The sequence below is a fragment of the Pseudonocardia sp. C8 genome (assembly GCF_014267175.1).
Taxonomy (GTDB): domain Bacteria; phylum Actinomycetota; class Actinomycetes; order Mycobacteriales; family Pseudonocardiaceae; genus Pseudonocardia.
This window is the reverse complement of the sequence record NZ_JACMTR010000002.1, coordinates 1072416-1098066: the sequence shown is the minus strand read 5'-3', so window position 1 is coordinate 1098066 and position 25651 is coordinate 1072416. Positions and strand designations below refer to the sequence as shown.

At 74.1% G+C, this 25651-nt stretch carries 19 protein-coding genes and 1 pseudogene; 8 read left to right on the top strand and 12 right to left on the bottom strand.

Going from position 1 to position 25651, the window contains the following annotated elements; all coding sequences use genetic code 11:
* Positions 1-39: 39 nt before the first annotated feature.
* Positions 40-789: a TMEM165/GDT1 family protein gene (locus H7X46_RS05860; protein ID WP_186358435.1), complete on the bottom strand. Its 750-nt coding sequence runs from the start codon at positions 787-789 to the stop codon at positions 40-42.
* Positions 790-1096: 307 nt separating this feature from the next.
* Between H7X46_RS05860 and H7X46_RS05855 the strand changes: the two genes are divergently transcribed.
* The gene (locus H7X46_RS05855; RefSeq protein WP_186358434.1) at positions 1097-2266 is read left to right on the top strand and encodes a thiolase family protein; all 1170 of its coding nucleotides are present in this window, start codon (positions 1097-1099) and stop codon (positions 2264-2266) included.
* An 89-nt stretch (positions 2267-2355) separates the two neighbouring features.
* On the top strand, positions 2356-3837 hold the full coding sequence (locus tag H7X46_RS05850) for a S1C family serine protease (protein ID WP_186358433.1): 1482 nt from the start codon (positions 2356-2358) through the stop codon (positions 3835-3837).
* Positions 3838-3846: 9 nt separating this feature from the next.
* Here H7X46_RS05850 and H7X46_RS05845 read toward each other — a convergent pair whose 3' ends face one another.
* Genes H7X46_RS05845 through H7X46_RS05835 form a run of 3 tightly spaced genes read right to left on the bottom strand, consistent with a single transcriptional unit; the run spans position 3847 to position 5754 of the window.
* Positions 3847-4536: a VTT domain-containing protein gene (locus H7X46_RS05845; RefSeq protein ID WP_370588627.1), complete on the bottom strand. Its 690-nt coding sequence runs from the start codon at positions 4534-4536 to the stop codon at positions 3847-3849.
* A complete protein-coding gene (locus H7X46_RS05840; RefSeq protein ID WP_370588626.1) occupies positions 4533-5321 on the bottom strand; it encodes an MBL fold metallo-hydrolase in 789 nt (262 codons plus the stop codon). The genes H7X46_RS05845 and H7X46_RS05840 overlap by 4 nt, the downstream gene beginning before the upstream one ends.
* Positions 5322-5343: 22 nt before the next feature.
* A complete protein-coding gene (locus H7X46_RS05835; protein ID WP_186358432.1) occupies positions 5344-5754 on the bottom strand; it encodes a TIGR03618 family F420-dependent PPOX class oxidoreductase in 411 nt (136 codons plus the stop codon).
* Positions 5755-6329: 575 nt separating this feature from the next.
* Here H7X46_RS05835 and H7X46_RS05830 point away from each other — a divergent pair.
* The 3 genes from H7X46_RS05830 to fabG all read left to right on the top strand — a co-directional run bounded on the left by H7X46_RS05830 (position 6330) and on the right by fabG (position 14780).
* Positions 6330-8279 carry a 3-oxoacyl-[acyl-carrier-protein] synthase III C-terminal domain-containing protein gene (locus H7X46_RS05830; RefSeq protein ID WP_186358431.1) on the top strand — a complete coding sequence of 650 codons (1950 nt, stop codon included), beginning with the start codon at positions 6330-6332 and terminating at the stop codon, positions 8277-8279.
* A 118-nt stretch (positions 8280-8397) separates the two neighbouring features.
* On the top strand, positions 8398-14019 hold the full coding sequence (locus tag H7X46_RS05825) for a carboxyl transferase domain-containing protein (RefSeq protein WP_186358430.1): 5622 nt from the start codon (positions 8398-8400) through the stop codon (positions 14017-14019).
* Complete coding sequence (fabG, locus tag H7X46_RS05820) at positions 14016-14780, top strand: 3-oxoacyl-[acyl-carrier-protein] reductase (RefSeq protein ID WP_186358429.1); 765 nt, start codon at positions 14016-14018, stop codon at positions 14778-14780. The genes H7X46_RS05825 and fabG overlap by 4 nt, the downstream gene beginning before the upstream one ends.
* 79 nt (positions 14781-14859) lie before the next feature.
* On the opposite strand, the gene H7X46_RS05815 is transcribed toward fabG, so the two are convergent.
* On the bottom strand, positions 14860-16068 hold the full coding sequence (locus H7X46_RS05815) for a glycoside hydrolase family 3 N-terminal domain-containing protein (RefSeq protein WP_255426081.1): 1209 nt from the start codon (positions 16066-16068) through the stop codon (positions 14860-14862).
* A 57-nt stretch (positions 16069-16125) separates the two neighbouring features.
* Positions 16126-17112, bottom strand: a complete 987-nt coding sequence (locus H7X46_RS05810; protein ID WP_186358428.1) for a glutathione S-transferase family protein — start codon at positions 17110-17112, stop codon at positions 16126-16128.
* Positions 17113-17162: 50 nt separating this feature from the next.
* Here H7X46_RS05810 and H7X46_RS05805 point away from each other — a divergent pair, with 50 nt between their 5' ends.
* Together H7X46_RS05805 and H7X46_RS05800 are read left to right on the top strand one after the other, a co-directional pair.
* Positions 17163-18368: an acetyl-CoA hydrolase/transferase C-terminal domain-containing protein gene (locus tag H7X46_RS05805; protein WP_186358427.1), complete on the top strand. Its 1206-nt coding sequence runs from the start codon at positions 17163-17165 to the stop codon at positions 18366-18368.
* A 346-nt stretch (positions 18369-18714) separates the two neighbouring features.
* Positions 18715-20396: pseudogene (locus H7X46_RS05800) on the top strand (methyltransferase domain-containing protein).
* Between the two features lie 83 nt (positions 20397-20479).
* On the opposite strand, the gene H7X46_RS05795 reads toward H7X46_RS05800, so the two are convergent.
* From H7X46_RS05795 to H7X46_RS05770, 6 genes are all read right to left on the bottom strand, one after another.
* A complete protein-coding gene (locus tag H7X46_RS05795) occupies positions 20480-20692 on the bottom strand; it encodes a hypothetical protein (protein ID WP_186358426.1) in 213 nt (70 codons plus the stop codon).
* 28 nt (positions 20693-20720) lie between these two features.
* Complete coding sequence (locus H7X46_RS05790) at positions 20721-21620, bottom strand: alpha/beta hydrolase (RefSeq protein ID WP_186358425.1); 900 nt, start codon at positions 21618-21620, stop codon at positions 20721-20723.
* Positions 21590-22120, bottom strand: a complete 531-nt coding sequence (locus H7X46_RS05785) for a GtrA family protein (protein ID WP_186358424.1) — start codon at positions 22118-22120, stop codon at positions 21590-21592. Before H7X46_RS05785 ends, H7X46_RS05790 begins: the two co-directional genes overlap by 31 nt.
* Positions 22121-22234: 114 nt before the next feature.
* The gene (gene pcaG / locus H7X46_RS05780; RefSeq protein ID WP_186358423.1) at positions 22235-22807 is read right to left on the bottom strand and encodes a protocatechuate 3,4-dioxygenase subunit alpha; all 573 of its coding nucleotides are present in this window, start codon (positions 22805-22807) and stop codon (positions 22235-22237) included.
* A complete protein-coding gene (gene pcaH / locus H7X46_RS05775; RefSeq protein ID WP_186358422.1) occupies positions 22804-23511 on the bottom strand; it encodes a protocatechuate 3,4-dioxygenase subunit beta in 708 nt (235 codons plus the stop codon). The genes pcaG and pcaH overlap by 4 nt, the downstream gene beginning before the upstream one ends.
* A 28-nt stretch (positions 23512-23539) precedes the next feature.
* A complete protein-coding gene (locus H7X46_RS05770) occupies positions 23540-24775 on the bottom strand; it encodes a 4-hydroxybenzoate 3-monooxygenase (protein WP_186358421.1) in 1236 nt (411 codons plus the stop codon).
* Between the two features lie 70 nt (positions 24776-24845).
* On the opposite strand from H7X46_RS05770, the gene H7X46_RS05765 reads away from it, so the two are divergent.
* Positions 24846-25601, top strand: a complete 756-nt coding sequence (locus tag H7X46_RS05765) for an IclR family transcriptional regulator (protein ID WP_186358420.1) — start codon at positions 24846-24848, stop codon at positions 25599-25601.
* Positions 25602-25651 lie beyond the last annotated feature (50 nt).

Below are 25651 nucleotides of genomic sequence, written 5' to 3'. Positions count from 1 at the left end.
GGAGCGCGGGTCGCAGTCGCAGGGCGCGGAGGGAGCGGGTCAGCCGACCCGGGTGCGCTCGGCACCGCGGGCGCGGCGCGCGCGCCGGCGCGCCCACAGCCCGGCCCCGGCGCCGAGACCGCCGAGCGCCAGTGCGGCCGCGACCCAGCCGGTGACCGGGTGCCCGAGGGCGACCGACCAGGCGTCCGGCCCCCACACCTGCGGGACCGCCTCGACCAGCATCCAGCTGCCGAAGCCCAGGAACAGCACGGCGCTGCCGATGCCGATGATCCGCTCGGGCAGGCGGCGGCCCAGCGTGCGGCCGACGACGATCGCGAGCCCGCCGACGGCGACCATCCCGGCCGTGGAGCCGAGCCAGACTCCGACCCAGTCGTACCGGGCGGCCAGGGCGATCGTGGCGAGCATCGTCTTGTCACCGAGCTCGGCGAGGAAGAACGCGACCAGGACCGTGGCGACGGCCGAGCCGCCGCCGGCCCGGGCACGGGGCCCGTCCTCGGCGCCGTCGCCGTCCGGGCCGCCCTCGCCGCGCAGGCTCCACAGACCGAAGGCGAGGAAGGCGACCGCGGCGACCAGCGTGATCCAGCCGGTGGGCAAGGACGACCCGAGGCCGTAGCCGACGGCGACCGACACCAGGTGGGTCACCGCGGCGGCGACGGTGATGCCGACCAGCACCGGGACCGCCCGGTAGCGGGTCGCGAACGTGAGTGCCATGAGCTGGGACTTGTCCCCGAGCTCGGCCAGGAAGACGACGCCGAAGCTGACCGCGAACGCGACCAGGAATCCGTCCATGCCCATCCCTCGATCTCGCACCGGATCAAGGGCAGGAGCGACCTCGATCCGGCTCTGCCGGATCGAAGGTCTCGCTCGCCTGGTGGCGGACAGGCCGCTGCACCCGGGCCCGGCCTCGTGGGCGGACCAGTATGTCGAGCGCAGCGTTGGGAGCTACTCCCCTTCGCGTACGACCGCAGGCTACCTCATCGATCCAGAGCCGATCGACCCCCGCGCGCGGATCTGTGACCGTGGTCTCGCCACCGGCAGCACGTCCGGGAGTTAGCGTTGCCAACGAGTGTCAGCGAAGACCTGAGGAGGACCCGTCATGCCCGAGGCCGTCGTCTGCGAGGCCGTCCGCACACCGATCGGGAAGCGGAAGGGGTCGCTGTCCGAGGTCCACCCGGTCGACCTGTCCGCGGCCGTGCTCACCGCGCTGGCCGACCGCACCGGGATCGATCCCGGTGTCGTCGACGACGTGGTGTGGGGCTGCGTCAACCAGGTCGGCGACCAGGCCGCCCAGATCGGCCGGTACGCGTTGCTCGCCGCGGGCTGGCCGGAGACCGTCCCGGGCGTGACGATCAACCGGGCCTGCGGGTCGAGCCAGTCGGCGTTCGACTTCGCGGCCGGGATGGTGCTGGCCGGGCAGTACGACGTCGTCGTCGCCGGCGGGGTGGAGTCCATGACCCGGGTGCCGCTCGGTGCCGGCCGGGACCTCGGACGCCCGTACGGCCCGCTGGTCCGCGAGCGGTACCGCACCGACCTGGAGTCCGGCGAGTTCCCGAACGGCGACTTCAACCAGGGCGTCGGCGCCGAGCGGATCGCCCGGGACTGGAACCTGTCGCGTACCCGGCTCGACGAGTACGCCGCCCGCAGCCACGCCCTCGCGGCCGCCGCGATCGACTCCGGCGCCTTCGACGGCCAGCTCGTCACCGTCCCGCAGGCACCCGGCCTCACCGCCGACGAGGGCCTGCGCCGCGGGACCACCGTGGAGACGCTGGCCGCGTTGAAGCCGTCGTTCTCCGCCGACGGCGTGATCCACGCCGGGAACAGCTCGCAGATCTCCGACGGCGCCTCGGCGGTCCTGGTCACCACGCCGGAGCGGGCCGCCGAGCTCGGGCTGACCCCGATCGTGCGTTACCACTCCGGCGCGGTCTCCGGCGCGGACCCGCTGCGGATGCTGACCGGGCCGATCCCGGCCACCCAGAAGGTGCTCAAGCGCTCCGGGCTGTCGATCGGCGACATCGGCGCGTTCGAGGTGAACGAGGCGTTCGCGCCGGTGCCGCTGGCCTGGCAGGCCGAGCTCGGCGCCGACGACGACCGGCTCAACCCGCTGGGCGGCGCGATCGCCGTCGGGCACCCGCTGGGTGCGTCCGGAACGATCCTGCTGACCCGGCTGGTGCACCACATGCGCGACCGGGGCATCCGCTACGGACTGCAGACCATGTGCGAAGGCGGCGGGACCGCGAACGCGACGATCGTCGAGCTGGTCGGCTGACGGCGGCGCGGGCGGGATCACACCGAACGCCCGCGGGATTCCCAGCACGGTCACAGGATCGTCTCAGGGTCACGGCGCACAGTACGACCATGACCGAGTACGGGCAGGGTCCCGGCGAGCCGGCCGGCGGACGGACCTCCTCCGGCGGCGACGGCCCGGACCCCACCCGGCCCGACCGGCGTGCGGGAGCCGGTTCCGCGCGCGCCGGCGGCAGCAGCGCACAGGAGGCGACCGCCATGACCGGCACCGACCACCGGCTGCACGAGGAGCACCGGTCCCCCGGCGCCCCGCCGTCGTGGGCGTCCAGCAGCCACCCGACGATCCCGGCGCACGGGGGCGGCAGCCCGCCGACCTCGGTGTACCCGCCGTTCCCCACGCAGTCCGGGGCCCCCGGCAAGCCGCCGCGCCGGACCGGGCTGGTCGCGATCGCGCTCGCGGCGGGACTGGTCGGGGGCGGCGTCGGGTTCGGCGGCGCCTACGCGGTCCTCGGCGACGCCACGCCGGGGACCGCGGCGACCCTGTCGAGCGCCGCCGACCCGGGCACCCCGGCCCAACCGGCCGACGGCACGGTCGCCGGGGCCGCGGCCGCGATCACGCCGAGCACCGTGGACATCCAGGTCCGCACCGCGCAGGGCACCGCCGAGGGCTCCGGCGTCATCCTGACCGCCGACGGCGAGGTCCTCACCAACAACCACGTCGTGTCCGGTGCGGGCAGCGGCGGCCAGATCACCGTGTCCACCTCCGACGGCACCCAGTACCGCGCGACCGTCGTCGGCACCTCCCCCAGCTACGACCTCGCCGTCATCCGGCTGGAGGGGGCCTCCGGGCTCAAGGCGGCCACGCTCGGGCAGTCCGCGGACATCCAGGTCGGTGAGCAGGTCGTCGCGACCGGCTCCCCGCAGGGCCTGTCCGGCACGGTCACCGCCGGGATCGTCAGCGCGCTGAACCGGACCGTGGCCGCGGGCGGCGACGGCGAGGCCCCGGTCGTCTACAACGGGCTGCAGACCGACGCGCCGATCAACCAGGGCAACTCGGGCGGCCCGCTGGTGAACCTGGCCGGCCAGGTCATCGGGATCAACTCGGCGATCGCCACCTCCGGGCAGAACAGCGGCTCGATCGGTCTCGGTTTCGCCATCCCGGTCGACACCGCCAAGCGGGTCGCGCAGGAGCTGATGTCCGACGGCGTCGCGACCAAGCCGCAGCTGGGCGTCCAGGGGTCGATCGCCGCGTCCGGCGCCACCTCCGGCACCGGCGGCGCGGAGATCGCCGCTGTGCAGCCCGGCTCGCCGGCCGCGTCCGCCGGCCTGCGGCCCGGCGACGTCGTCACCAAGGTCAACGAGTACCCGGTGTCGAGCTTCGCCGACCTGATCGCCCGGGTCGGCAACTTCACCCCCGGCCAGCAGGTCACGCTCACCGTCGGCAGCGGCGCGGGTGCCCGGCAGGTTCCGGTGACGTTGGGCAGCGTGCAGGACACGGCCGCGGCGAACGCGCAGAACGGCTCGACGACGGCGCCGGAGGGCTCCGGCCAGGGCAGCCCGCTGCCGTTCGGCTTCAGCCCCTTCGGTGACTGAGGCACGCGGTCACCGGTCGGCGGGCGTCCCGGCCGGCTCGGCGCGGTGGTCGCGGAGCCGGGCCCGCAGCCGTCCGACCAGGGCGGACACGGCGCCGACGACGGCGACCAGCCCCACCGCCATCGCCGCGGCCACCAGCGGCGAGTCGGTGAGGTTGCCGGTGAGCACGCCCAGGACGCCGTAGAGCAGCGTCCACAGCACCGCCCCGCCGGCAACCGCCGGGACCAGCCTCGCCCACGCCATCCCGGACGCGGCGGCCGCGAGCAGGGTCGGCACCCGCCCGGCCGGGGCCACCCGGCCCACCAGCACCAGCAACCAGCCGCGCTCGGCGAACGCGCCCCGCATCCGGGCGATCCGGTCACCGGCGCGGGCCCCGCCCAGCCGGCCCCCGGCGACGGCCGCGAGCACCGGCGCGCTCCCCCACCGGGCGAGCGCGAACGTCACGAGGTCACCGGCCAGTGCCGCGGCGAACGACAGGACCAGCACCAGCGGCAGGGACAGCACGTCGGTGGTCATCGCCGTCGCGGCGGCGGCACCGACGATCGCCCCGGTCGGCACCACCGGCACGATCGACCCGGCCAGCACCCCGCCCCCGACGACGAGGTAGGCGACCCGGCCGGCGTCCGCGGACAGCTCGGCCTCGAACCACTCGTCGACCGGCGGGGGCGGGCCGGCCAGCAGTGCGGCGAGCGCGCTCACGCCGCCGCCCCGGGTGGCACGACCAGCGTCCGGGTCGGCAGCCCGGCCGCCGTGACGGCGTCGGCGAACTCGTGCGGCGGGTGCACCAGCAGCTCGCGCATCCGCCCGCCGATCCGCCCGGGCACCGCACAGAGCCCCGTGACGGCGAGCGTTCCCCAGTGCACCGGCAGCGCGACCCGTGGCGCCAGCCGCCGGACCGCCTCGGCCGCGCCCGGCGGGTCGAGATGCCCGGGGCCGAGACTCGGGCCCCACCCCCACACCGGGAGCGCCGCCAGGTCGATCGGCCCCTGCGCGGCGACGTCGTCGAGCCCGGGGAACAGCCCGGTGTCCCCGGCCGCGTAGACGCGCAGGCCGTCGGCCTCGAGGAGGTGGCCCATCGCGTCCGCCTGCGGGCCGTGGGTGAGCCGCGGGCCCCAGCGATGCCCCGAGTGGTCGGCCGGGGTGCCGGTGACCTGCAGCCCGCCGAACCGCCGGGTCTGGCCCACGGCGAGCTCCGACACCCGCCGCACCCCGCGGCGGCGCACCCAGTCCCCCGCCCCGGCCGGCACGACGACCTCGGTGTCGTGGTGCAGCCGGCGCAGCGACCCGAGGTGCAGGTGGTCGGCGTGCAGGTGCGAGATCAGCACCAGGTCGACGCCGGCGAGCCCGGCGGGGTCGACCGCGGGCGCGGTGCGCCGCAGCGGCCCGATCGCGGCGGTCAGGACCGGGTCGGTCAGGACGGTGCGGCCGCCCATCCGCAGCCGCAGCGTGCTGTGGCCGAGGAAGGTCGTCTCCGGCAGGTCCACGCCCCGAGTATCCCCGCCCCGTTCAGACGTTGCCGAGGACGCGATCGACCGCGATCTCCAGCACCACCCGCTGCGGGTTCGGCCGGGGCTCCTTGTACTTGCGGGCGTACCGGCGCTCGGCGTCCCGCACGGAGTCCGGGTCGTCCCGGACGACGGCGACGCCCTCCAGCGTCGACCAGGTCCGCCCGTCGACCTGGGTGACCGCGACCCGGGCCCCGCGCGGGCCGGCCGCGGCGACGTTGCGGGCCTTCTGCGAGCCGCCGCCGCAGATCACCCTGGCGGTCCGGGTCTCGACGTCGACGGTGACCCCGACCGGCACCGCGTGCGGGGTCCCGTCGGCCCTCGGGGTCACGAGCGTGCACGGGCGGCGCTCCGACCAGAACTCGCGGAAGCGGTCGGAGACACCGTCGGCGAGGGATCGGCGTGGGCTCATGCGGCCATCCTCGCCGCCGCCCGGACCGTCCCGCCGCGCGGGCCGCACGGTGCTGCCGCGGACCCGGCCCGGCACCACGGCGGTGCGGGCCCGGATCGCCTGCCCCGCACCGCCGGACCACCGGCCGCAGCCCCGGTCGTCATTCCACAAGGGAGGGAACACTGCACCGGGAAGGGGTGGCGCGACACGCCGCTGCCGGGGGACGATCGGCCCGGTTCCGCCGGCGCTCCTCGCGGCGCCCACCGACGTCACACCGGCCTGCATGTGCACGCGGCGAGACCGCCCGACCACGTCGGGTGATCTTTCTACAGTGGACATCGTCATGCCACGTACCTGGGAAAATGCCGGAAACGCAACGAGAACCCGTGGGTAGAACCGGGCGGTAACATTCTCGCCGGTAACAGTCGGAGTTGACCGATCACCCGTGAGGGCGCACACTCCCGGGCCGGATCACATTCCGATCGAGGCTGTTCGTCGATACCGTGAGTGGCACCGCACCCGCTCCGTTCGCCCGGCTCGTCCACGCGTCCCGGCCTGGCGATTCCACCGGTCGACGCCACCCTGGAGGTCGTCATATGAAGCCGTTCGTGGTCAACAGCCACGACCGTCTGGTCTTTCCCGCGAATTTTCTCGGTGAACTCGATTTCTCGGTGATCGACGACCTCGAACAGTTCACGGCAATCGTCGGTCGCGATTTCGAGTCGAAAGCCCCTACCGGAACCGACATCCTCGAGCGCATCACGGCCGGGAAGTACGAGAGCCGCTTCGCCCTGCTGCGCGACGTCAGCCAGAACCTCTTCTGGGTCAACCGCTACTCGATGACCATGTTCGAGAAGCGGCCCACCCGCTGGCGCGACCTCCCGCGCCACCGCGGCGACGTCTTCCTCCCCACGCTCACCCCGTGGCAGGACGGCGACAAGAAGATCCGCGCGGTGCGGGACGCCTTCGCGACGCTGCCGGCCACCTGGGACGACGCGGCCGAGCAGAAGATCTTCGATCTGCTCTTCGACGTCTTCGGCAACCGCCGCCACCACGCCACCGAGCTGCCGGCGCTGAAGCCGACCGTGCAGGAGTTCCTCACGACCCCGGGTGCACAGACCTGGGTCGTCCCGCACCACGACCCGGACTACCCGGTCTTCTCGTTCAACGAGATCGTCGACGCGGACGCCGACCGCCCGGAGCTGGAGGCCCTCACCCGCTGGGCGATGGTGCTGCACAACCAGTACCCGTGGGACCGCGCCGCGACCGAGCTGCGGACCGCCGACCGGATCGGCGACGACGACTACGTGATCGCCTTCCACCCGCGCAACCGCGACGTCGAGGCCTTCCTCGACCGTGCCTCCGGGGCCCGCCCGGCCCGCCGCGGGCGCATCTCCACCCAGGCGGACGCGGTCGAGCCCGAGGCTCCGCTGCCCCCGGTCCGGGTCCGCGAGGCCTTCCGGGTCCAGCCGAAGATCGAGGCCGTCGCCGTCGCCCGCGGCGAGCACGTCTGCGCCAACGACGACGTCGTGCGGAACGCCTCGTTCTCCTGGTCCCCGATGAGCGCCGAGGAGATCTCCACCAAGACCGGCATCGACCAGCGCCGCTACACCGAGCTCGACATCGAGGACCTGGCCTGGGCGGCCGCCGTCCGGGCGCTCGAGCACTCCGGTCGCACCGCCGCCGAGATCGGGGCCGTGCTCGTCGCGACGTGCACCAGCGAGCGGCTGATCCCCTCGCTGTCCACCTGGCTCTCCGGCCAGCTCGGCATCCTGCAGACGCACTGCTCGGCCGACATCGTCGCCGCCTGCGCCGGCCTGCCCTACGGCCTGTCCGAGGCCGTCCGGCAGCTGCAGGAGGTGCAGCGCCCGGTCCTGCTGGTCTGCGTCGAGAAGTTCTCGGACAAGATCGGCAGCGTCCGCACCTCCCGGATGATCTTCGGTGACGGTGCGGCCGCGATGGTCGTCGCCCCGGCCGCCGAGGGCGAGCCCGGCGACGTCGACCTGCTGCAGACCTACGCCTCCGGGCCCGCGTCCCAGGTCAACTCGATCATCTGGCCGAACCCGGAGTTCGACAACGACATCACCGTCTACGGCCCCGAGGTGAAGGCCCTGGTCGCCCGCTACCTCGCCCAGATGATCTCCGAGCTGGGCGAGCAGGCCGGCCCGGACGGCACCGGAACGATGCTGGACGCGATCGAGCTGATCGTCCCGCACCAGGCCAACAAGACGATGATCCTGCAGCTCGCGGCCAAGGCGGGGCTCTCGGCCGACCAGCTGTACTTCAACATCGAGACGATGGGCAACGTCTCCGCCGCGTCCATCCCGATCGCGATGTTCGACGCCTGCGCCGACGGCGTCGTGGCCGGCCGCAAGCGGGTGTTCGCCCCCGGCTTCGGGGCCGGCGCGGTCGGCGGCTACGCGGTCCTGGAGGTCGACCCGGCCGTCATGGCACCCGAGGTGTTCCTCGACCCGGCCGCCGCCGGCGGCGCGCCCGTCGCCGCCGCGCCCACGACCGACGACGTCCGTATCGCCTTCGGCGAGTGACAGGAACGCGCTCCACCGGTAGGACAGTGCGAGCGATCTCGCCCGTCCTACCGGCGGGGCCGTACCCGGTCCCGACCGTCACCCGCCGTAGCAGCCCTCAGGAGCAGTGAAACCCGCCATGTTCTCGCGCATCGCCATCGTCAACCGCGGTGAACCCGCCATGCGGTTGATCAACGCCGTCCGGGAGTGGAACGCCGAGAGCGGCCCCGACCGCCGGCTGCGCACCATCGCGCTGTACACCGCCGTCGACCGGCGCGCGATGTACGTCCGGGAGGCCGACGAGGCCGTCCTGATCGGACCCGACGACCCCGACCACATGGGCGCGAGCCCCTACCTCGACCACGCCGAGCTGGAGCGGGCGCTGCGCGCCTCCCGGGCGGACGCCGTGTGGCCGGGCTGGGGCTTCGTCTCGGAGAAGGCCGACTTCGCCGAGCTGTGCGCGCGGTTGGGGATCACCTTCGTCGGCCCGTCGGCCGACGTCATGCGCCGGCTCGGTGACAAGATCGCGTCCAAGCAGCTGGCCGAGTCGGTCGGCGTCCCGATGGCCCCGTGGTCCGGCGGCCCGGTGGCCGACCTGGACGCCGCGCGGAAGGCCGCCGAGACCATCGGTTACCCGCTGATGGTGAAGGCGACCGCGGGCGGGGGCGGCCGCGGCATCCGGTTCGTGGCGGGCCCGGATCAGCTGGACGAGGCGTTCGAGCGGGCCGTGTCCGAGGCCTCGCGGACCGCGGGCGACGCGACGGTCTTCCTGGAGCGGGCGGTCTCCGGCGGGCGGCACGTCGAGGTCCAGGTGGTCGCGGACGCGACCGGCGACGTGTGGACGCTGGGCGTGCGGGACTGCTCGGTGCAGCGGCGCAACCAGAAGGTGATCGAGGAGTCGGCGTCCACCGCGCTGGACGCCGAGCAGGAGAAGCTGCTCCGCGACTCCGCTGCCGACCTGGCCCGCGCCGCCGGCTACGTCAACGCCGGCACCGTCGAGTTCCTCTACCAGCCCGAGGAGAAGCTGCTCTCCTTCCTCGAGGTCAACACCCGGCTGCAGGTCGAGCACCCGGTCACCGAGGCGTGCACCGGCGTCGACATCGTCAAGCTGCAGCTGCACGTGGCCGCCGGTGGTGCGCTGGCCGACGTCGCCGGCTCCGCTCCGGACGGGAACGGCTGGGCGATCGAGGCCCGCCTCACCGCGGAGGACCCGGAGCGCGAGTTCGCGCCCGCACCGGGCCGGATCGAGCACCTGGCGCTGCCCAGCGGCCCCGGGATCCGGGTGGACACCGGTGTCGCCGCGGGCGACGTCATCCCGCCGCAGTTCGACTCCATGATCGCCAAGGTGATCGCATGGGGCCGGGACCGCGACGAGGCCCGCGCCCGGCTGGCCCGCGCGCTGCGCCAGACCGCCGCGGTGATCGACGGCGGCTCCACCAACAAGGCGTTCCTGCTCGACCTGCTCGACCGTCCCGAGCTGCGCACCGGTGACCTGAAGACCACCTGGCTCGACGGGATGATGGCCGAGGGCTACGCCCCGCCCCGCCGGATCGACGTCGCCCTGCTGGCCACCGCGATCCAGTCGCACGACGGCCACGTCGCCCGCCAGCAGGACCGGCTGTTCCGCTCCGCGGCCGCGGGCCGGCCCGAGGTCGGCTACGAGACCTGGCACCAGACCGACGTCACCGCGGCCGGGCAGTCGTACAAGCTGAAGGTGGCCCGCACCCGCGCCGGGCGCTACCGCGTCGAGCTGGACGGGGTCAGCATCGACGTCGACGTCGAGCGCAACGGCGCCTACGAGCGCCGGCTCACCGTCGGTGACCAGAGCTGGACCGTGCTCTCGGTCGCCCAGGACGCCGACTACCTGGTCGAGGTCGACGGCGCCGTGCACCGCATCTCCGGCGGTGAGGCGGGCATCGTCCGCGCACCGGCCCCGGCGATGGTCGTCGCGCTGCCGGTCACCCCCGGCCAGGTCGTGTCCGAGGGCGACACGGTCGCGATCGTCGAGTCGATGAAGCTCGAGACGTCGCTGCGGGCGCCGTTCGACGGCACCGTGGCCGAGCTCCTGGTGCCGGCCAACACCCAGGTCGACGGCGGCACCAAGCTGGTCCGGCTCGAGCCGTCGGCGGACGCCGGCGTGGCCGCGGCCGCCGCCGGGGACCGCGCGGACTTCTCCGCGTTCGCCCCCGCCGCCACCGACGCCGACCCGGCCGCGACCGCGGCGGACGCCCTGTCGGCGCTGCGCTACCAGGTACTGGGCTTCGACGTCGACGAGCGCCAGGCCCGTCCGCAGCTGCGCCGCCTGGCCACCGCCCGCAACGAGCTGGCCGGCGACGATCCCGCCGTCCTGGCCGGGGAGACGGCCGTCCTGCAGATCTTCGCCGACCTGTGCGCGCTGTCGCGCAACCGCTCCGAGACCGACGACGAGACCGGCGAGACCGAGCGCAACCCGCAGGAGTACCTCTACGCCTACCTGCGCAGCCGCGACGCCGACGACGAGGGCCTGCCCGAGTCGTTCCAGGCGAAGCTGCGCCGGGCGCTCGCGCACTACGGGATCACCGACATCTCGGACGATCCGGATCTGGGGCCGGCGCTGTACCGCATGTTCCTCGCGCACCGCCGCGCGCCGCAGCAGGTTCCGGTGGTGCTGGACCTGCTGAACTGGCGGCTGCAGCACCCCGAGTCGGTCGCGGGGCTCTCCCCTGCCGCCCGGGAGGAGTACCTCCGGACCCTCGACGGGCTCGTCGTCGCCACCCAGCTGCGGCACCCGGTCGTCGGCGACACCGCCCGCCTGCTCCGCTACCGGGCGTTCGACGCCCCGGTGGTCGCGGCCGAGCGCGCCCGCACGCTGCACGAGGTCCGGGAGAGCCTCGACGTGCTCGCCGAGGGGCGGGCGGGCGACGACACCGCCCCGGACCGGGCCCGGCGGATCGACGCGCTCGTCGCCTCCTCGGAGCCGATCCTCGGCGTGTTCGGCGAGCGGCACGACGCCGTCCTGCTCGAGGTCATGACCCGGCGCTACTACCGGGTGCGCCCGCTGCGCGAGCTGGAGCTCACCGAGCACGCCGGCAAGCCGCTGCTCACCGCGCGCTACCAGCACCTGGGCAACGACCGCACGCTGTTCGCCTCGGTGATCGACAACAACGATCCCGCGGCCGCCGCGGCGGTCGCCGAGGAGCTGCGCCGCCGGGTCGCCGAGCTGGACGGCAACCGCACCGCGCTCGTCGACCTCTACGTCACCTCCACCAAGGCCGACGACGGCGGCGACCCCGACGCCCGCGCCGAGCGGGTCCGGGCGGCGCTGGGCCGCGTCCCGGGCGGGGTGCTGCACCGGGTCGCGGTCGCGGTCCGGCCGAACCCGCGCACCGAGCACGCCGACGTGGACGAGACGCCCACCTGGTTCACGTTCCGCCCGGACGAGACCGGCGAGCTCGTCGAGGACCGGCGGCTGCGCGGCATGCACCCGCTGGTCGCGGACCGGCTTCGGCTGTGGCGGTTCCGCAACTTCCACCTGACCCGGCTGCCGGCCGCCCTCGACGTCCACCTGTTCCGGGCCACCGGCCGCGAGGTCGCAGCCGACGACCGGCTGGTCGCGATGGCCGACGTCCGGGAGTTCACCGTCCTGCGCGACGACGAGACCGGGAAGATCCGCGCGCTGCCGCAGTTCGAACGGGCGCTCGACGCCTGCATCAACTCGCTGCGCGCGGCGCGGGCCGGGGACCGCACGCTCGCCCGCACCTCCTGGAACCGGATCGCGCTCTACGTGTGGCCGGAGATCGACGTGCCGCTGTCCGAGCTCGAGCCGGTCATCCGCCGGCTCGCGCCCCGCACCGCGAACCTCGGCCTGGAGCAGGTGCTCGTCGAGTTCCGCACCACCGACGCCTCGGTGACCGGCGGTCAGGGCGGCCCGCGCTCGATGCTGCTGCGCATGTCGCGCCCGCCGGGTGCCGGCCTGACGATCCGGCTCGACGAGCCGCCGACCGAGCCGATGCGAGAGCTCGACGCGTACGACCAGAAGGTGCTCAAGGCCCGCCGCCGCGGCGCCGTCTACCCGTACGAGATCGTCCCGCTGCTCACCGCGCCGATCGACGCCGGTGAGGGCACCTGGACCGAGTACGACCTCGACGGCAGTGATGACAGCGGTGTCCCTTACCCGGTGGACCGCGCGCCCGGCGGGAACTCGGCCAACCTGGTGCTCGGCGTGGTGTCGGTGCCGACCCTGCGCTACCCGGAGGGCATGCGCCGGGTGGTGCTGCTCGGTGACCCGACCCGGGCGCTCGGCGCGATCGCCGAGCCGGAGTGCCGCCGGGTGCTCGCCGCGATCCGGCTCGCCCGCGAGCTCGACGTGCCGATCGAGTGGTTCGCCGTCTCGGCCGGCGCGAAGATCGCGATGGACTCCGGGACCGAGAACATGGACTGGATCTCCCGGGTGCTGCGCGGGATCATCGAGTTCACCCAGGACGGCGGCGAGCTGAACGTCGTCGTCACCGGCATCAACGTCGGCGCCCAGCCCTACTGGAACGCCGAGGCCACGATGCTCATGCACACCAAGGGCATCCTGGTCATGACGCCGGACTCGACCATGGTCCTGACCGGCAAGCAGTCGCTGGACTACTCCGGTGGCGTCTCCGCCGAGGACAATTTCGGCATCGGCGGCTACGACCGGATCATGGGCCCGAACGGCCAGGCGCAGTACTGGGCGCCCGACCTGTCCGGCGCTGTGCAGGTGCTGCTCAAGCACTACGCACACACCTGGTCGCTGCCGGGCGAGCGGTTCCCGCGCCCGGCGCCGACCACCGACCCGGTCTCCCGGGACGTGACGACCGCGCCGCACGCCGGCCCGAACTGCGAGTTCACCACGCTCGGCGAGATCTGGTCGGACGAGACGAACGGCGAGCGCAAGAAGCCGTTCGACATCCGCTCGGTGATGCGCGGTGTCGCCGACGCCGACCACGGCACCACCGAGCGCTGGGCCGACATGCACGACGCCCAGTCGGTCGTCGTGCTCGACGCCCACCTCGGCGGGCAGCCGGTCGCCATGATCGGCATCGAGTCGCGGCCGCTGCCCCGCCGCGGCCCGCGTCCGGTGGACGGCCCGTCGCAGTTCACCGCGGGCACCCTGTTCCCGCGGTCCTCGCGGAAGTGCGCGCGGGCGATCAACGCGGCGTCCGGCAATCGGCCGCTGGTCGTGCTGGCGAACCTGTCCGGGTTCGACGGCTCGCCGGAGTCGCTGCGCGGGCTGCAGCTGGAGAACGGCGCCGAGATCGGCCGGGCCATCGTGAACTTCGACGGCCCGATCGTGTTCTGCGTGGTCTCCCGCTACCACGGCGGCGCGTTCGTGGTGTTCTCCGGAACGCTCAACGACAACATGGAGATCGCCGCGATCACCGGGTCGTACGCCTCGGTGCTGGGCGGCGCGCCCGCCGCGGCCGTCGTGTTCGCCAGCGAGGTCAACGACCGCACCGCGAAGGACGAGCGGATCACCGGCCTGGAGGCCCGGATCGCCGAGGCGACCGAGGCCGGGGACGAGGCCACGGCCGCCCGGCTGCGGGGCGAGCTCGCCACGCTCCGCCCGGACGTCCGCTCCGAGAAGCTCGGCCAGGTCGCGGACGAGTTCGACACCAAGCACTCCATCGAGCGGGCGCAGTCCGTCGGCTCGGTGCACCGGATCGTCAGCCCGGACCAGCTGCGGCCGTACCTGGTCGACGCCGTCCAGCGGGGCATGAAGCGCACGCTCGACAACACTGGAGGAACGGAATGACCGCCATCACCGACACGCAGCCGGAGCAGCGCGTCGCGATCGTCACCGGGGGTGCGCGCGGCATCGGTGCCGCGATCACCACCGCGCTCGCCCGGCAGGGCGTGCACGTCGCGGCCGGTTACTCGTCCAACTCCAAGGCCGCCGACGACCTGAAGGAGAAGCTGGGCGCCGAGGGGGCCTCGGTCTCGGTGCACCAGGGCAACGTCGGCTCCCCCGAGGACTGCCAGCGCGTCGTCGCCGAGGTGCTCGAGCAGAAGGGCCGGGTCGACTACCTGGTCAACAACGCCGGCATCACCGTGGACAAGACCGTCCGCAAGATGACCGTCGACGACTGGCACGCCGTGCTGCGGATCAACCTGTCCGGCGCCTTCTACATGACCAAGGCCGTGCTCGACCACATGACCGGCAACCAGTTCGGCCGGATCGTGAACATCTCCTCGGTGATCGGCCAGACCGGCTCGATCGGCCAGGCGAACTACGCCTCCTCCAAGGCCGGCCTGATCGGCTTCTCGAAGTCGCTGGCCCAGGAGGTCGCGAACAAGGGCGTGACGGTCAACTGCGTCGCCCCGGGCTTCATCGAGACCGAGATGGTCGCCGCGGTGCCGGAGAAGGCCATGGAGCGGATCCTCGCGAAGATCCCGGTGGGCCGGCTCGGCCAGGCCGACGAGATCGCCCGCGCGGTCCAGTTCCTGGTCGACGACCGCGCCGGCTACGTCACCGGCTCGGTGATCAGCGTCAACGGCGGCCTCGACATGGCCTGACGCCCCTGCCCGGCCGTCCACTCATGGCCCAGAAGTCCCGCGTGACGGGGCTTCTGGGCCATGAGTGCGTTCGGGGGGATCAGGAGCGGGAGCAGAGGCCCTTGGACTCCAGGACCCGGGCGACGGCGGCGTCGTTCGCCGCGGGGGTGATCCGCCCGTTCGCGAGGGCCTGCTCGGCGGCGTCGAGCAGCGGGCCGACCGCGGTGACGTTCGATAACAGCGCGATGTCCGCACCGGCGGACAGGGCCCGGGTCGTGGCCTCGGCCAGCCCGTACCGGTCGCTGATCGCCTTCATCGCGCCCAGGTCGTCGGTCATCACGACGCCGTCGAACCGGTACCGCTCGCGCAGCAGCCGGTACGCGGCCGGGTCGACGCTCGCCGGGTTCTCGCCGGTCAGCCCGGGGACCTCCAGGTGCCCGAGCATCACGCCGACTCGGCCGTCGAGCGGCTTGCCGGGGCCGACCAGGGCCGCGTACGGCGCCAGGTCGGTGCGTTCGAGCTCGGCGAGCGGCGGCGTGCGCACCGAGCCCCGGTGCGAGTCGCCCGAACCGTTGCCGTGGCCGGGGAAGTGCTTGAGGACGCCGTAGACCCCGCCGGCCCGTTGCCCCTCGGCCCAGGCCCGCGCGTAGCGGGTCGCGGTCTCCGGGTCGTCGGAGAAGGAGCGGTCACCGATCACGGACGCGCGGGGCTGCCCGGACACGTCCACGGACGGCGCCAGGTTCCAGGTGACGCCGCGGGCCTTGAGCTGCCCGGCGCGGGTCCGGGCGATCTCGGTGACCTGCTCGGGGGTCTTCGTGGCCGCCATCTGCCGGGCGCTCGGGATGTCGCCGTCGAGCGCGTCGATCCGCTGGACCCGGCCGCCCTCCTCGTCGACGGCGACCGCGAGCGGCGTGCGGGAGGCGTCCTGCAGGGCCTGCATCCGGCCGCCCTGCAGCAGCGCGGTCGCGTTCCCGCCCAGGAACACCCCACCGACCCGGGAGCCCTGCACGATCGACCGCGCACCCGCCGGGTCGGACGCGTCGACGCCGACCATCAGCCGCTGCGCCAACCGGTCCCGCGGGGAGAGCGCCCCGACCATCGGGGCGCACGTGTCGACCGGCCGTTCCACGCTCGCCGGGGCGGCCTGCGGCGGGGCGGCCCCGGCACCGGGGCGCGCGGTGGTCGCCGGCGCGGAGACCGCCACGGTGCCCGCGGCCAGGGCGCCGACGACGGCCGCCGTCAACAGGCCGGCGCCGCGACGCCGGGCGGCCGGGCCCCGCAGCGCCGGCGGGTGGGTTCGTCCTCGCATCGCCGACCATCGTGACAGCACGGGCCCGCTCCGCCCGCCCGGACCCGCCGCGGTGTGTCAGCCGACTGCGGGGACCCGCTCGTCGACCGGGGGCGGGCCGGGCGGGGTGCCGTCGCCGAACGGGCGGCCGCCCAGCTCCTCGCGGCCGTGCGGGGTCAGCCAGCCCGCCGGGTCGGGACCCAGCGGCACGATGCCGGTCGGGTTCACCGGCAGGTGCACGCCGTAGTAGTGCTGCTTGATCTGCTCGAAGTCGATGGTGTCGCCGAAGCCGGGGGTCTGGAACAGGTCCCGGGCGTAGGCCCACAGCACCGGCAGCTCGGCGAGCTTGTGCCGGTTGGCCTTGAAATGGCCGTGGTAGACGGCGTCGAACCGGGCCAGCGTCACCCACAACCGGATGTCGGCCTGGGTGATGGTGTCCCCGACCAGGTAGCGGCGGGTCGACAGGTGCTCGGACAGCACGTCGAGCCGGTCCCACAGCGCCCGGTACGCCTTCTCGTAGGCCTCCTGGGTCGTGGCGAACCCGCACTTGTAGACGCCGTTGTTGACGTCGTGGAAGATCCCCTCGCCGATCTCGGTGATCTCGGCACGGTGCTGCTCGGGCCACAGGTCGGGGGCGCCGTCGCGGTGGAACTCCCGCCACTGGGTGGACAGGTCGAACTCCAGGTCCGCGTAGCCGTTCGTGGCGACCTTGCCCGAGGCGATCTCGACCATCGCGGGGACCGTGACGCCCTGGTCGTAGCCGGGGATCGCCTTCTCGTACGCCTCGCGCAGGTACTCGATCCCGAGCACCGGGTCGCGGTCACCCGGGTCGAGGTGGAACCGCCAGCTCCGCTCGTCGTGCAGCGGGCCCGCGATCCCCAGCGAGATCGCGTCCTCCAGCCCGAGCAACCGCCGGGTGATGATCACCCGGTTCGCCCACGGACAGGCCCGCGCCCCGACGAGGCGGTACCGGCCCGCCTCCACCGGCCACGCGGACGTCCCGTCGGCCGTGATGCGCTCGGCCACCCCGAGCGGTTCCCGCACGAACTCGCCGGTGCTCCCCATGCGCGGAACGCTACTGCCGCCCGGGGCGCCCCGCATGATCGGATGACGGCATGAGCGACGTCGAGGTCACCGCCGAGCGGGGGCTGCGCGAGCTGGTCCGGCCCGGTGCGCGGATCGCGCTGGCCGACGCGTGCGGGCTGCCCTCCGTGCTGGCCCGCCCGCTGAGCCGGGTGGCCGCCCGGGCCGGCGGGATCCGGCTGGTGCTGGGCTGGGTCCCCGGCCCGCCGCCGGACCTCGACCCGGCCGCGTTCGCCGACATCCGGACGGTCGTCGGCGGGCCGGGGGTCCGGAGGCTCGTCGAGTCGGGTGCCGCGCACCGGGTGCCGGCCCGGCTGTCGGCGCTGCCGGCGCTGCTCGCCGGGCCGCTGCGTCCCGACCTGCTGCTCGCGACCGTCGTCGCGCACGCCGACGGTTACCGGTTCGGCGCCGAGTCGTCGTGGATGCGCGGGCTCGCCGAGGACGGGGTGCCGGTCGCCGCGGTCGTCTCGCGGACCGCGCCGCACGCCGAGGCCGGGGACCCGCTGCCGGACGTGACCGTCCTGGGCGAGGTGGACGGCGACGCCGGGCGGCCGTACGCGATCGAGGCTCCCCCGCCGACCCCGGCGGACCGCGCGATCGCCGAGGCGGTGGCCGCGCTCGTGCCCGCGGGCGCGCGGGTCCAGTTCGGTCCCGGCCGGCTGGCCGGCGCGCTGGTCACCGCCCTGGACGTCCCGGTGCACGTCGACTCGGGGCTGCTCGCCGACCCGGTCGTCGACCTGGCCGAGCGCGGGCTGCTGCGCGGCACGCCGTCGGCGACCGCGCTGCACGGCAGCGCGCGGCTCCACGAGTGGGCCGATCGGCTGGGCCGGGCGGGCCACGGCGTCGTCCGGCCCGTCGAGTACACCCACGACCTCAGCCGGCTGACCACCGACCCGGGGCCGCTGGTCGCCCTGAACACGGCGCTCGAGATCGACCTGGACGGGCAGGTGAACGTCGAGGGCGTCGCCGGGTCGGCCGCCGGGATGATCGGCGGGCACCCGGACTTCGCGGCCGCCGCGGCGCGCGGGCCCGGGCTGTCGGTGATCGCGCTCCCGTCGTCGCACCGGGGCCGGCCGACGCTCGTCGAGCAGCTGGGCGGGCCGGTCACCACGCCGTCGCACGACGTGGACGTCGTGGTCACCGACCGGGGCACGGCTGACCTGCGCGGCCTCGGCCGCGATGAGCGCCGCCGGGCGCTCACCGCCCTCTGGAGGGGCGCGGTTGGGCCGAACGGGTGAACTTGTGATCGTCCGCGTGAGCAGTATCACACTGGCGATTCCGGGCCGCCCGTGGTGGCCCGGTCGCCGTGCCGAGCGTTCCTCGTCACCATCCCCGCGGGCCCGCACCGGCCACCCCGGTGGGGTCGCTGCGGCACTGGTGAGAGCGCCCGCACGGGCGACCCCCGGAGCCCGGCAGGTACCCCGGTGACGTGACGAACGTCATAGGTTCATCGGCCTAGTTGCGTATAACACAACATTTCCGGTCGATCCAGACCCCCGACACGACCCCACGACGGCGCCGGGGCCCCCGAACTACGGTCGGGTCGCCCCGAAGCACCCGAGTTGTGTCGAGGAGACGCGGTACATGACGGCCGACCATCGCACCACCAGCGAGCTCCCCGAGCTCGGACGGACCGTGCAGGAGTTCGGTGACGAACCCACCGAGGTCCGCGAGTCCACCCACTACAAGCACGAGTACGTGCAGTCGTTCGTCGACAAGTGGGACGAGCTCATCGACTGGCGAGGCCGCTACGAGAGCGAGGGGAAGTTCTTCGTCCAGCAGCTCCGCGACCGCGGGGTGCAGAGCGTCCTCGACGTCGCCACCGGGACCGGGTTCCATTCGGTGCGGCTGCTCGAGGAAGGCTTCGAGACCGTCGTCTCGGCCGACGGCAGCGCCGAGATGCTGGCGAAGGCGTTCGACAACGGCATGAAGTTCGGCGGGCACATCCTGCGCGTCGTGCAGGCCGACTGGCGCTGGCTCAACCGGGACGTCCACGGTGAGTACGACGCGATCATCTGTCTCGGGAACTCGTTCACCCACCTGTTCTCCGAGAAGGACCGGCGCAAGGCGCTCGCCGAGTTCTACGCGATGCTCAAGCACGACGGCGTCCTGATCCTGGACCAGCGGAACTACGACGCGATCCTGGACAACGGCTTCAGCTCGAAGCACCAGTACTACTACTGCGGCGACGACGTCGTCGCCGAGCCGGAGTACGTCGACGACGGGCTCGCCCGGTTCCGCTACCAGTTCCCGGACGGTTCCGAGTACCACCTGAACATGTTCCCGCTGCGCAAGGACTACACGCGCCGGCTCATGCACGAGGTCGGGTTCCAGCGCATCACGACCTACGGGGACTTCCAGTCGACCTACTCCGACGACGAGCCGGACTTCTTCGTGCACATCGCAGAGAAGGCCTACCTCGAGGAGGACGAGGCGTGACCCAGGCGCAGACCGCGGAACACACCGCCCGCAGCTACTACGACTCCGAGGACGCGGACACCTTCTACTCCCGGGTGTGGGGTGGCGAGGACATCCACGTCGGGATGTACGAGACCCCGCAGGAGGAGATCGCCGCCGCCAGCCGCCGCACGGTCGCCCGGATGGCGGAGATCGCCGGCCTCGCCCCGGGGACGCGGGTGCTCGACCTGGGTGCCGGCTACGGCGGTGCCGCCCGCCAGCTCGCCCGCAACCTCGGGGCGAAGGTGCACTGCCTGAACCTGTCCCCGGTGGAGAACGACCGCAACAGCCGGCTCACCACGCGGCAGGGACTCGAGAACCTGGTGACCGTCGCGACGGGCACCTTCGAGGACGTGCCGGTCGACGACGGGTCGGTCGACGTCGTGTGGTCGCAGGACGCGTTCCTGCACTCCGGCGACCGCGAGCGGGTGCTCGACGAGATCGCCCGGGTCCTGCGCCCGGGCGGCCACGCCGTGTTCACCGACCCGATGGCGGTCGACGGGCTCGACCAGTCGTCGATCCAGCCGATCCTCGACCGCATCCAGCTGTCGACGATGGCGACGCCCGGCTTCTACACGGGCGGCCTCGAGAAGCGCGGCTTCGCCTCGGTGACCTTCCACGACCACGCCGGGCAGCTGCCGACGCACTACCGGCGGGTCCGCGAGGAGCTCGTCGCCCGCGAGCAGGAACTGTCCGCGGCGATCTCGGACACCTACATCACCAACATGAAGGCCGGCCTGCAGCACTGGGTGGACGGCGGCAACGCCGGCAAGCTCACCTGGGGCATCGTGCACGCCGTCAAGGGCTGAGCCGCCCACGGGCCGCGTACACGCGAGGGCCCGGTTCCGCGTCGTGCGGAGCCGGGCCCCGGTGTGTGCGCAGGTGGGCGGGATCAGCCGTCGCCCTCCTGCTCCTCCTGGCCTTCCTGCCCCTCCTGGCCCTCCTGGTCCTCGCCGCCCTGGTCGCCGCCCTCCTGCTCCTGCTCCTGCTGCTGGGGCGGCGCGGGCGCGTCCTCCCCGCCGCCGCAGGCTCCGGCGGTGGTGAACACGAGGGCGAGGGCCGCGAGGGTCCCGAGCAGCGCCCGGGAGAGCGTCGTACGTCGCATGCGTGCGATTGTCCCAGATCGTCCGGTTTCAGCGGTGGAGGAACGCCCGCAGGGCGGCCAGGGTGTCGGCCGGCCGCTCGTCGACGAGGAAGTGCCCGGCCCCGGCGACCGCCTCGCCGGTGACCAGGTCCGGGTCGGCGGCCTCGCGACGCCAGACGTCCAGCGGGCTCTCCGCGTTGGCGCCGACCACCCCCGCCGCACCCCACAGGACCAGGGTGGGCGCGGTGATCCGCCGCCCGTCCGCGGCGGACGCGGCGTCGTGCTCCAGGTCGATCGTCGCGCCGGCCCGGTAGTCCTCCATCATCGCGTGCCGCGCGGCCGGGTCGGCGAACGCACGCTCGTAGGACGCGAGTGCCTCGACCGGGTGCGCGTCCAGCCCGGAGCCCCAGCCACCGAGCAGCGAGTGCAGGTAGCCGACCGGGTCGCAGGCGATCAGCCGTTCCGGCAGGTCCTCGGGCTGGATGAAGAAGAACCAGTGGTAGTACGCGGTCGCCAGCGCCCGGTCGACGTGGGCGTACACGTAGGCCGTGGGCAGGATGTCGAGCAGCGCGGCCCGGGTGACCCGCTCCGGCCGGTCGAGCAGCATCCGGTGGGTGACCCGGGCGCCCCGGTCGTGCCCGATCACGGCGAACACGTCGTGCCCGAGCCGGGACATGACCTCGACCTGGTCGGCCGCCATCGCCCGGAACGCGTAGCCGGCGTGGTCGTCACCGGACGCGGGGCGGCCGGACCGGCCGTAGCCGCGCAGGTCGGTGCACACCACGGTGTGGTCGCGGGCGAGGTCCTCGGCGACCGGCGCCCACATGGCGTGGGTCTGCGGGAAGCCGTGCAGCAGCAGGACCGGCGGGCCGTCCCCGCCCCGGACGCCGTGGATCGGCACCTCGTCCGGGCCGACGGTCAGGTCGAAGGGGGTGAACTCACCGAACACGGCGCGGCACCTCCTGCCCGTCCCGCCTCGTCGTCACCGGGCTCGTCCCGGAGGTCGAACACCCAGAACCGCAGCACCGCGAACCGCAGGAGGCCGCCCCCGACGCTGGCGAGCGCGATCGCGGTGGCCTCCTGGCCCGGCGTGGGCGCCTCCACCAGCCCGTGCAGCGCGAGCAGGACACCCGAGGTGTAGGTGGCGTAGAACGCGACGGTGCCGACGTCCTGCACCCACTCGCGCAGCCGGTGGGCGCGGGCCCGGCCGAACGCGAAGCGGCGGTTCAGCTCGGTGCTGATCGCGGTGGTCACGACGAGCGCGACCAGACCGGCCGGGACGGCGTCCAGCCACGGCCGGACCGTCAGGAACAGGGCCGCGTTGAACCCGGTGGCGGCACCGGCCACCACCGAGTACCGGGCCAGCTGGACGACCAGGGGGTGCCGGGCGCGGACCCGGCGGACCACGCCGGCGTCCGGCCACGCCCGCGGCCCCGATGCTGCACCCACCCGTTCCTCCCGCCGTCTCCGAACGAGGATCTTGGCAGCTGTTACCCGGTTCCGCCGAGCGGAATCCGCCGGACGCCGGTCACACCGGTCACCCGCCGGCTCCGGCCGTGCCCGTCAGAGCTGCAGGAACACCGTCTCCCCCGCCCCGCGCAGCCGGATGTCGAACCGGTACCGGCCGGGGCCGTCGGCGACCGCGACCAGCGTGTCCCGCCGCCCGGCGGGCACCACGGCCAGCAGCGGGTCGGCGGCGTTCGCGTCGGGGAAGTCCGGGAAGTAGATCCGGGTGACGACCCGGTCGAGCAGGCCCCGGGCGAACACCGAGACGTCGACGTGCGGTGCCTGGGCCGGGGTGTCCCCCACCGCCGGGAGCGCGCCGGGCAGCACGGTGCGCACGCTCCAGCTGCCGTCGTCGCCGGTGGGGACGCGGCCGAACCCCCGGAAGCCCTCGACCTCGGGCTTCGCCGCGCCCCGGGGGTCGTCCGGGTGGTCGAACCGGCCGGCCGGGTCGGCCTGCCAGGTCTCGATCAGGGCGTCGGGCACCGGGTCACCGTTGCCGTCGTACACGGTGCCGCCGATCGTCACCGCGCCGGGCGTGCCCTCGGGCACGACGTCCGGGCCGTCCGGCCACGGGAGCCCGAGCGCGAGGTACGGGCCGACGGTCTGGGAGGGGGTGAGCGGGCGGCTCATGCGTGCGGCTCCTCGAACGGGGTCTGGTCCCGGCCGCGCAGCACGATGTCGAACCGGAACGCGAGCGCCCACTCCGGGCGGGTGGCGTCCAGGTCGAAGGAGGCGATCATGCGCTCGCGCGCGCCCTCGGGCACCGAGTTGTAGATGGGGTCCTGGCCGAACAGCGGGTCGTCCGGGAAGTACATCTGGGTGACCAGGCGCTGGACGAACGCCCGGCCGAACAGCGAGAAGTGGATGTGCGCGGGGCGCCAGGCGTTGTGGTGGTTGCCCCAGGGGTAGGCCCCCGGCTTGATCGTCGTGAACGAGTAGTGGCCGTGGGCGTCGGTGAGCACGCGGCCGCCGCCGGTGAAGTTCGGGTCGAGCGGGGCCGGCCAGTTGTCCCACCTGTGCGCGTAGCGGCCGGCCGCGTTGGCCTGCCAGACCTCGACCAGGGTGTCCGGGACGGGGCGGCCGCCGGAGTCCAGCACCCGCCCGAAGACGACGATGCGCTGGCCCTGGGCCTCACCGTGCTCGCCCAGGGTCAGGTCGTCGTCGCCCGGCCGGATCGGGCCCGGCAGCAGCGGCCCGGTGACCTCCGTGAGCCGGTGCGGAAGGATCACCGGCCGTTCCTTCGGCGCCCGCAGCGCGGTGCTGCGGTAGCCGGGGTACTCCAGCGGCGCATGGGCGCCGGCGGGCACGGCCGCGTAGGGCTCGATGGTCGTCATCGGCCGGTCCTCTCTCGTGGTGGGTGGGTCAGACGGCGCCGTGCGGCAGCCCGACGTAGTTCTCGGCCAGGCTCGTGGCGGCAGCCCGCGACGAGACGGTGTAGCGCAGCTGGGCACGCTGCAGGCCGACGCCGAACGGGTCGCCGGCCTCGGTGCCGGGGTCGAAGCGGTGCAGCATCGACGTCATGAACCAGGAGAAGTGCTCGGCCCGCCAGACCCGCCGCAGGCAGGTCTCCGAGTAGCCGTCGAAGCCGCCCTCGCCGGCGCCGGCGTAGAACCGGGTGATCGCCTCGGCCAGCACCCGGACGTCGGCGATCGCCAGGTTCATCCCCTTCGCGCCGGTCGGGGGGACGATGTGCGCGGCGTCGCCGGCCAGGAACAGGCGGCCCCGGCGCATCGGCCCGGCCACCATGCTGCGCATCCCGGTGACGCCCGGCTTCTCCAGGAACTCGCCCTCGTTCAGCGTGAAGCCCGGGCGGGCCAGCCGGGTCTGCAGCTCGTCCCAGATCCGGGCCTCCGACCAGTCGCCGGGGTCGGTCTCCGGCGGCACCTGCAGGTAGAGCCGGGTGACCTCCGGGCTGCGCATCGAGTAGAGCGCGAAGCCGCGGTCGTGGTGGGCGTAGACGAGCTCGTCGGTGGTCGGGGCCGCCTTCGCGAGCACGCCCAGCCAGGCGAACGGGTAGGACCGCTCGGCGACCGTGAGGTCCCCGCCCGCCCCGGCCACCGCCCGGGAGCCGCCGTGGAAACCGTCGCACCCGGCGACCACGTCGCAGTGCAGCCGGTGCGCGGAGCCGTCCGCGGCGGTCCAGGTGATCGACGGCGCGTCCGTGGTGACGTCGTGGAACTCGACGTCGGACACCTCGAACTCGACCGGCAGGCCGGCGTCGTCGATCCGGTCGGCGAGCAGGTCCTTGACGACCTCCTGCTGGCCGTACACGGTGATGCCCTTCCCGACGAGGTCGGCGAAGTCGATCCGGTGGTCCTGCGCCGGGCCGCCGGGAGCGTCGGCGAACCGCAGCGCGATCCCGCTGTGCGGCATCCCCTCCCGGTCGAGGCGGTCGGCGACACCCGCCTCCCGGAGCAGCTCCACCGTCGGCGCCTCGAGGACGCCGGCCCGCACCCGGGCCTCGACGTAGGAGCGGCTGCGGGCCTCCAGCACCACCGAGTCGACACCGGCCCGCGCGAGCAGCTTCGCGAGGACGAGGCCGGCCGGCCCCGCCCCGACGATCCCGACCTGGCTCCGGTGCTCGCGCCGCTGCGTCATGCCCGGCACTGTCCCCGAACGGACCGACCGCGTTCGACGCGCCTTCCGCTGTGCGGAAGAATGCCCGGTCATGGGGTCACGACCGGCCCGGTCCGGGGTCACGGCCCGGGTGCTGGACGTGCTCGGCGCGTTCACCGCCGAGGCGCCGGCGCTGGGGCTCACCGACATCGCGCGGCGGACCGGGCTGCCGCTGACCACCGTGCACCGGATCGTGGGCGAGCTCGCCGCGGGCGGGGCGCTGGACCGCGGCGACGACGGGCGCTACCGGATCGGCCTGCGGCTCTGGGAGATCGCCCACCTCGCGCCGGCCAGCCACGGCCTCCGCGAGGCGGCGATGCCGTTCCTGGAGGACCTGCACGAGGTCACCCGGCACAACGTCCAGCTCGCCGTGCTGGACCCCGAGGACCCGGCCGAGGTCGTCTACGTCGAGCGGCTCTCCAGCCGGGACGCGGTCTCGATCGTCACCCGGCCCGGGTCCCGGCTGCCGTCGCACGCCACCGGGGTCGGGCTGGTGCTGCTCGCGCACGCCGACCCGGCCGACACCGAGCGGGTGCTCGCCCGGCCGCTGCGCCGGTTCACCCCGCACACGGTGTGCGACCCGGCCGGGGTGCGGGCGCTGCTGGCCCGCGCCCGCGCGAGCGGGTTCGTGATCTCCGACCGGCAGATCGAGGCGGTGTCGCTGTCGGTGGCCGCACCCGTGCGGGCGGGCGGCGGGCCGGTGGTGGCCGCGCTTTCGATCGTCGTCCCGGCCGGGACCAACCCGCACACCTGGGTGCCGGCCGTGCGGGCGGCCGCCAGGGGGATCAGCCGGGCGCTCGCATCGTGATCGTTCCGATGCCACCCGCACCGGGACGGCGCGCGGCGGCCGTGCCACGG

Excerpts from the sequence above, each read along its gene's own strand:
- H7X46_RS05860 (WP_186358435.1), bottom strand. The coding sequence starts at position 789 with ATGGACGGATTCCTGGTCGCGTTCGCGGTCAGCTTCGGCGTCGTCTTC.
- H7X46_RS05810 (WP_186358428.1), bottom strand. The coding sequence starts at position 17,112 with ATGGGGAGCACCGGCGAGTTCGTGCGGGAACCGCTCGGGGTGGCCGAG.
- H7X46_RS05835 (WP_186358432.1), bottom strand. The coding sequence starts at position 5,754 with ATGAGCCCACGCCGATCCCTCGCCGACGGTGTCTCCGACCGCTTCCGC.
- fabG (WP_186358429.1), top strand. The coding sequence starts at position 14,016 with ATGACCGCCATCACCGACACGCAGCCGGAGCAGCGCGTCGCGATCGTC.
- H7X46_RS05770 (WP_186358421.1), bottom strand. The coding sequence starts at position 24,775 with ATGACGCAGCGGCGCGAGCACCGGAGCCAGGTCGGGATCGTCGGGGCG.
- H7X46_RS05805 (WP_186358427.1), top strand. The coding sequence starts at position 17,163 with ATGAGCGACGTCGAGGTCACCGCCGAGCGGGGGCTGCGCGAGCTGGTC.
- pcaH (WP_186358422.1), bottom strand. The coding sequence starts at position 23,511 with ATGACGACCATCGAGCCCTACGCGGCCGTGCCCGCCGGCGCCCATGCG.
- H7X46_RS05855 (WP_186358434.1), top strand. The coding sequence starts at position 1,097 with ATGCCCGAGGCCGTCGTCTGCGAGGCCGTCCGCACACCGATCGGGAAG.
- H7X46_RS05765 (WP_186358420.1), top strand. The coding sequence starts at position 24,846 with ATGGGGTCACGACCGGCCCGGTCCGGGGTCACGGCCCGGGTGCTGGAC.
- H7X46_RS05815 (WP_255426081.1), bottom strand. The coding sequence starts at position 16,068 with ATGCGAGGACGAACCCACCCGCCGGCGCTGCGGGGCCCGGCCGCCCGG.
- H7X46_RS05825 (WP_186358430.1), top strand. The coding sequence starts at position 8,398 with ATGTTCTCGCGCATCGCCATCGTCAACCGCGGTGAACCCGCCATGCGG.
- H7X46_RS05830 (WP_186358431.1), top strand. The coding sequence starts at position 6,330 with ATGAAGCCGTTCGTGGTCAACAGCCACGACCGTCTGGTCTTTCCCGCG.
- H7X46_RS05850 (WP_186358433.1), top strand. The coding sequence starts at position 2,356 with ATGACCGAGTACGGGCAGGGTCCCGGCGAGCCGGCCGGCGGACGGACC.
- H7X46_RS05795 (WP_186358426.1), bottom strand. The coding sequence starts at position 20,692 with ATGCGACGTACGACGCTCTCCCGGGCGCTGCTCGGGACCCTCGCGGCC.
- pcaG (WP_186358423.1), bottom strand. The coding sequence starts at position 22,807 with ATGAGCCGCCCGCTCACCCCCTCCCAGACCGTCGGCCCGTACCTCGCG.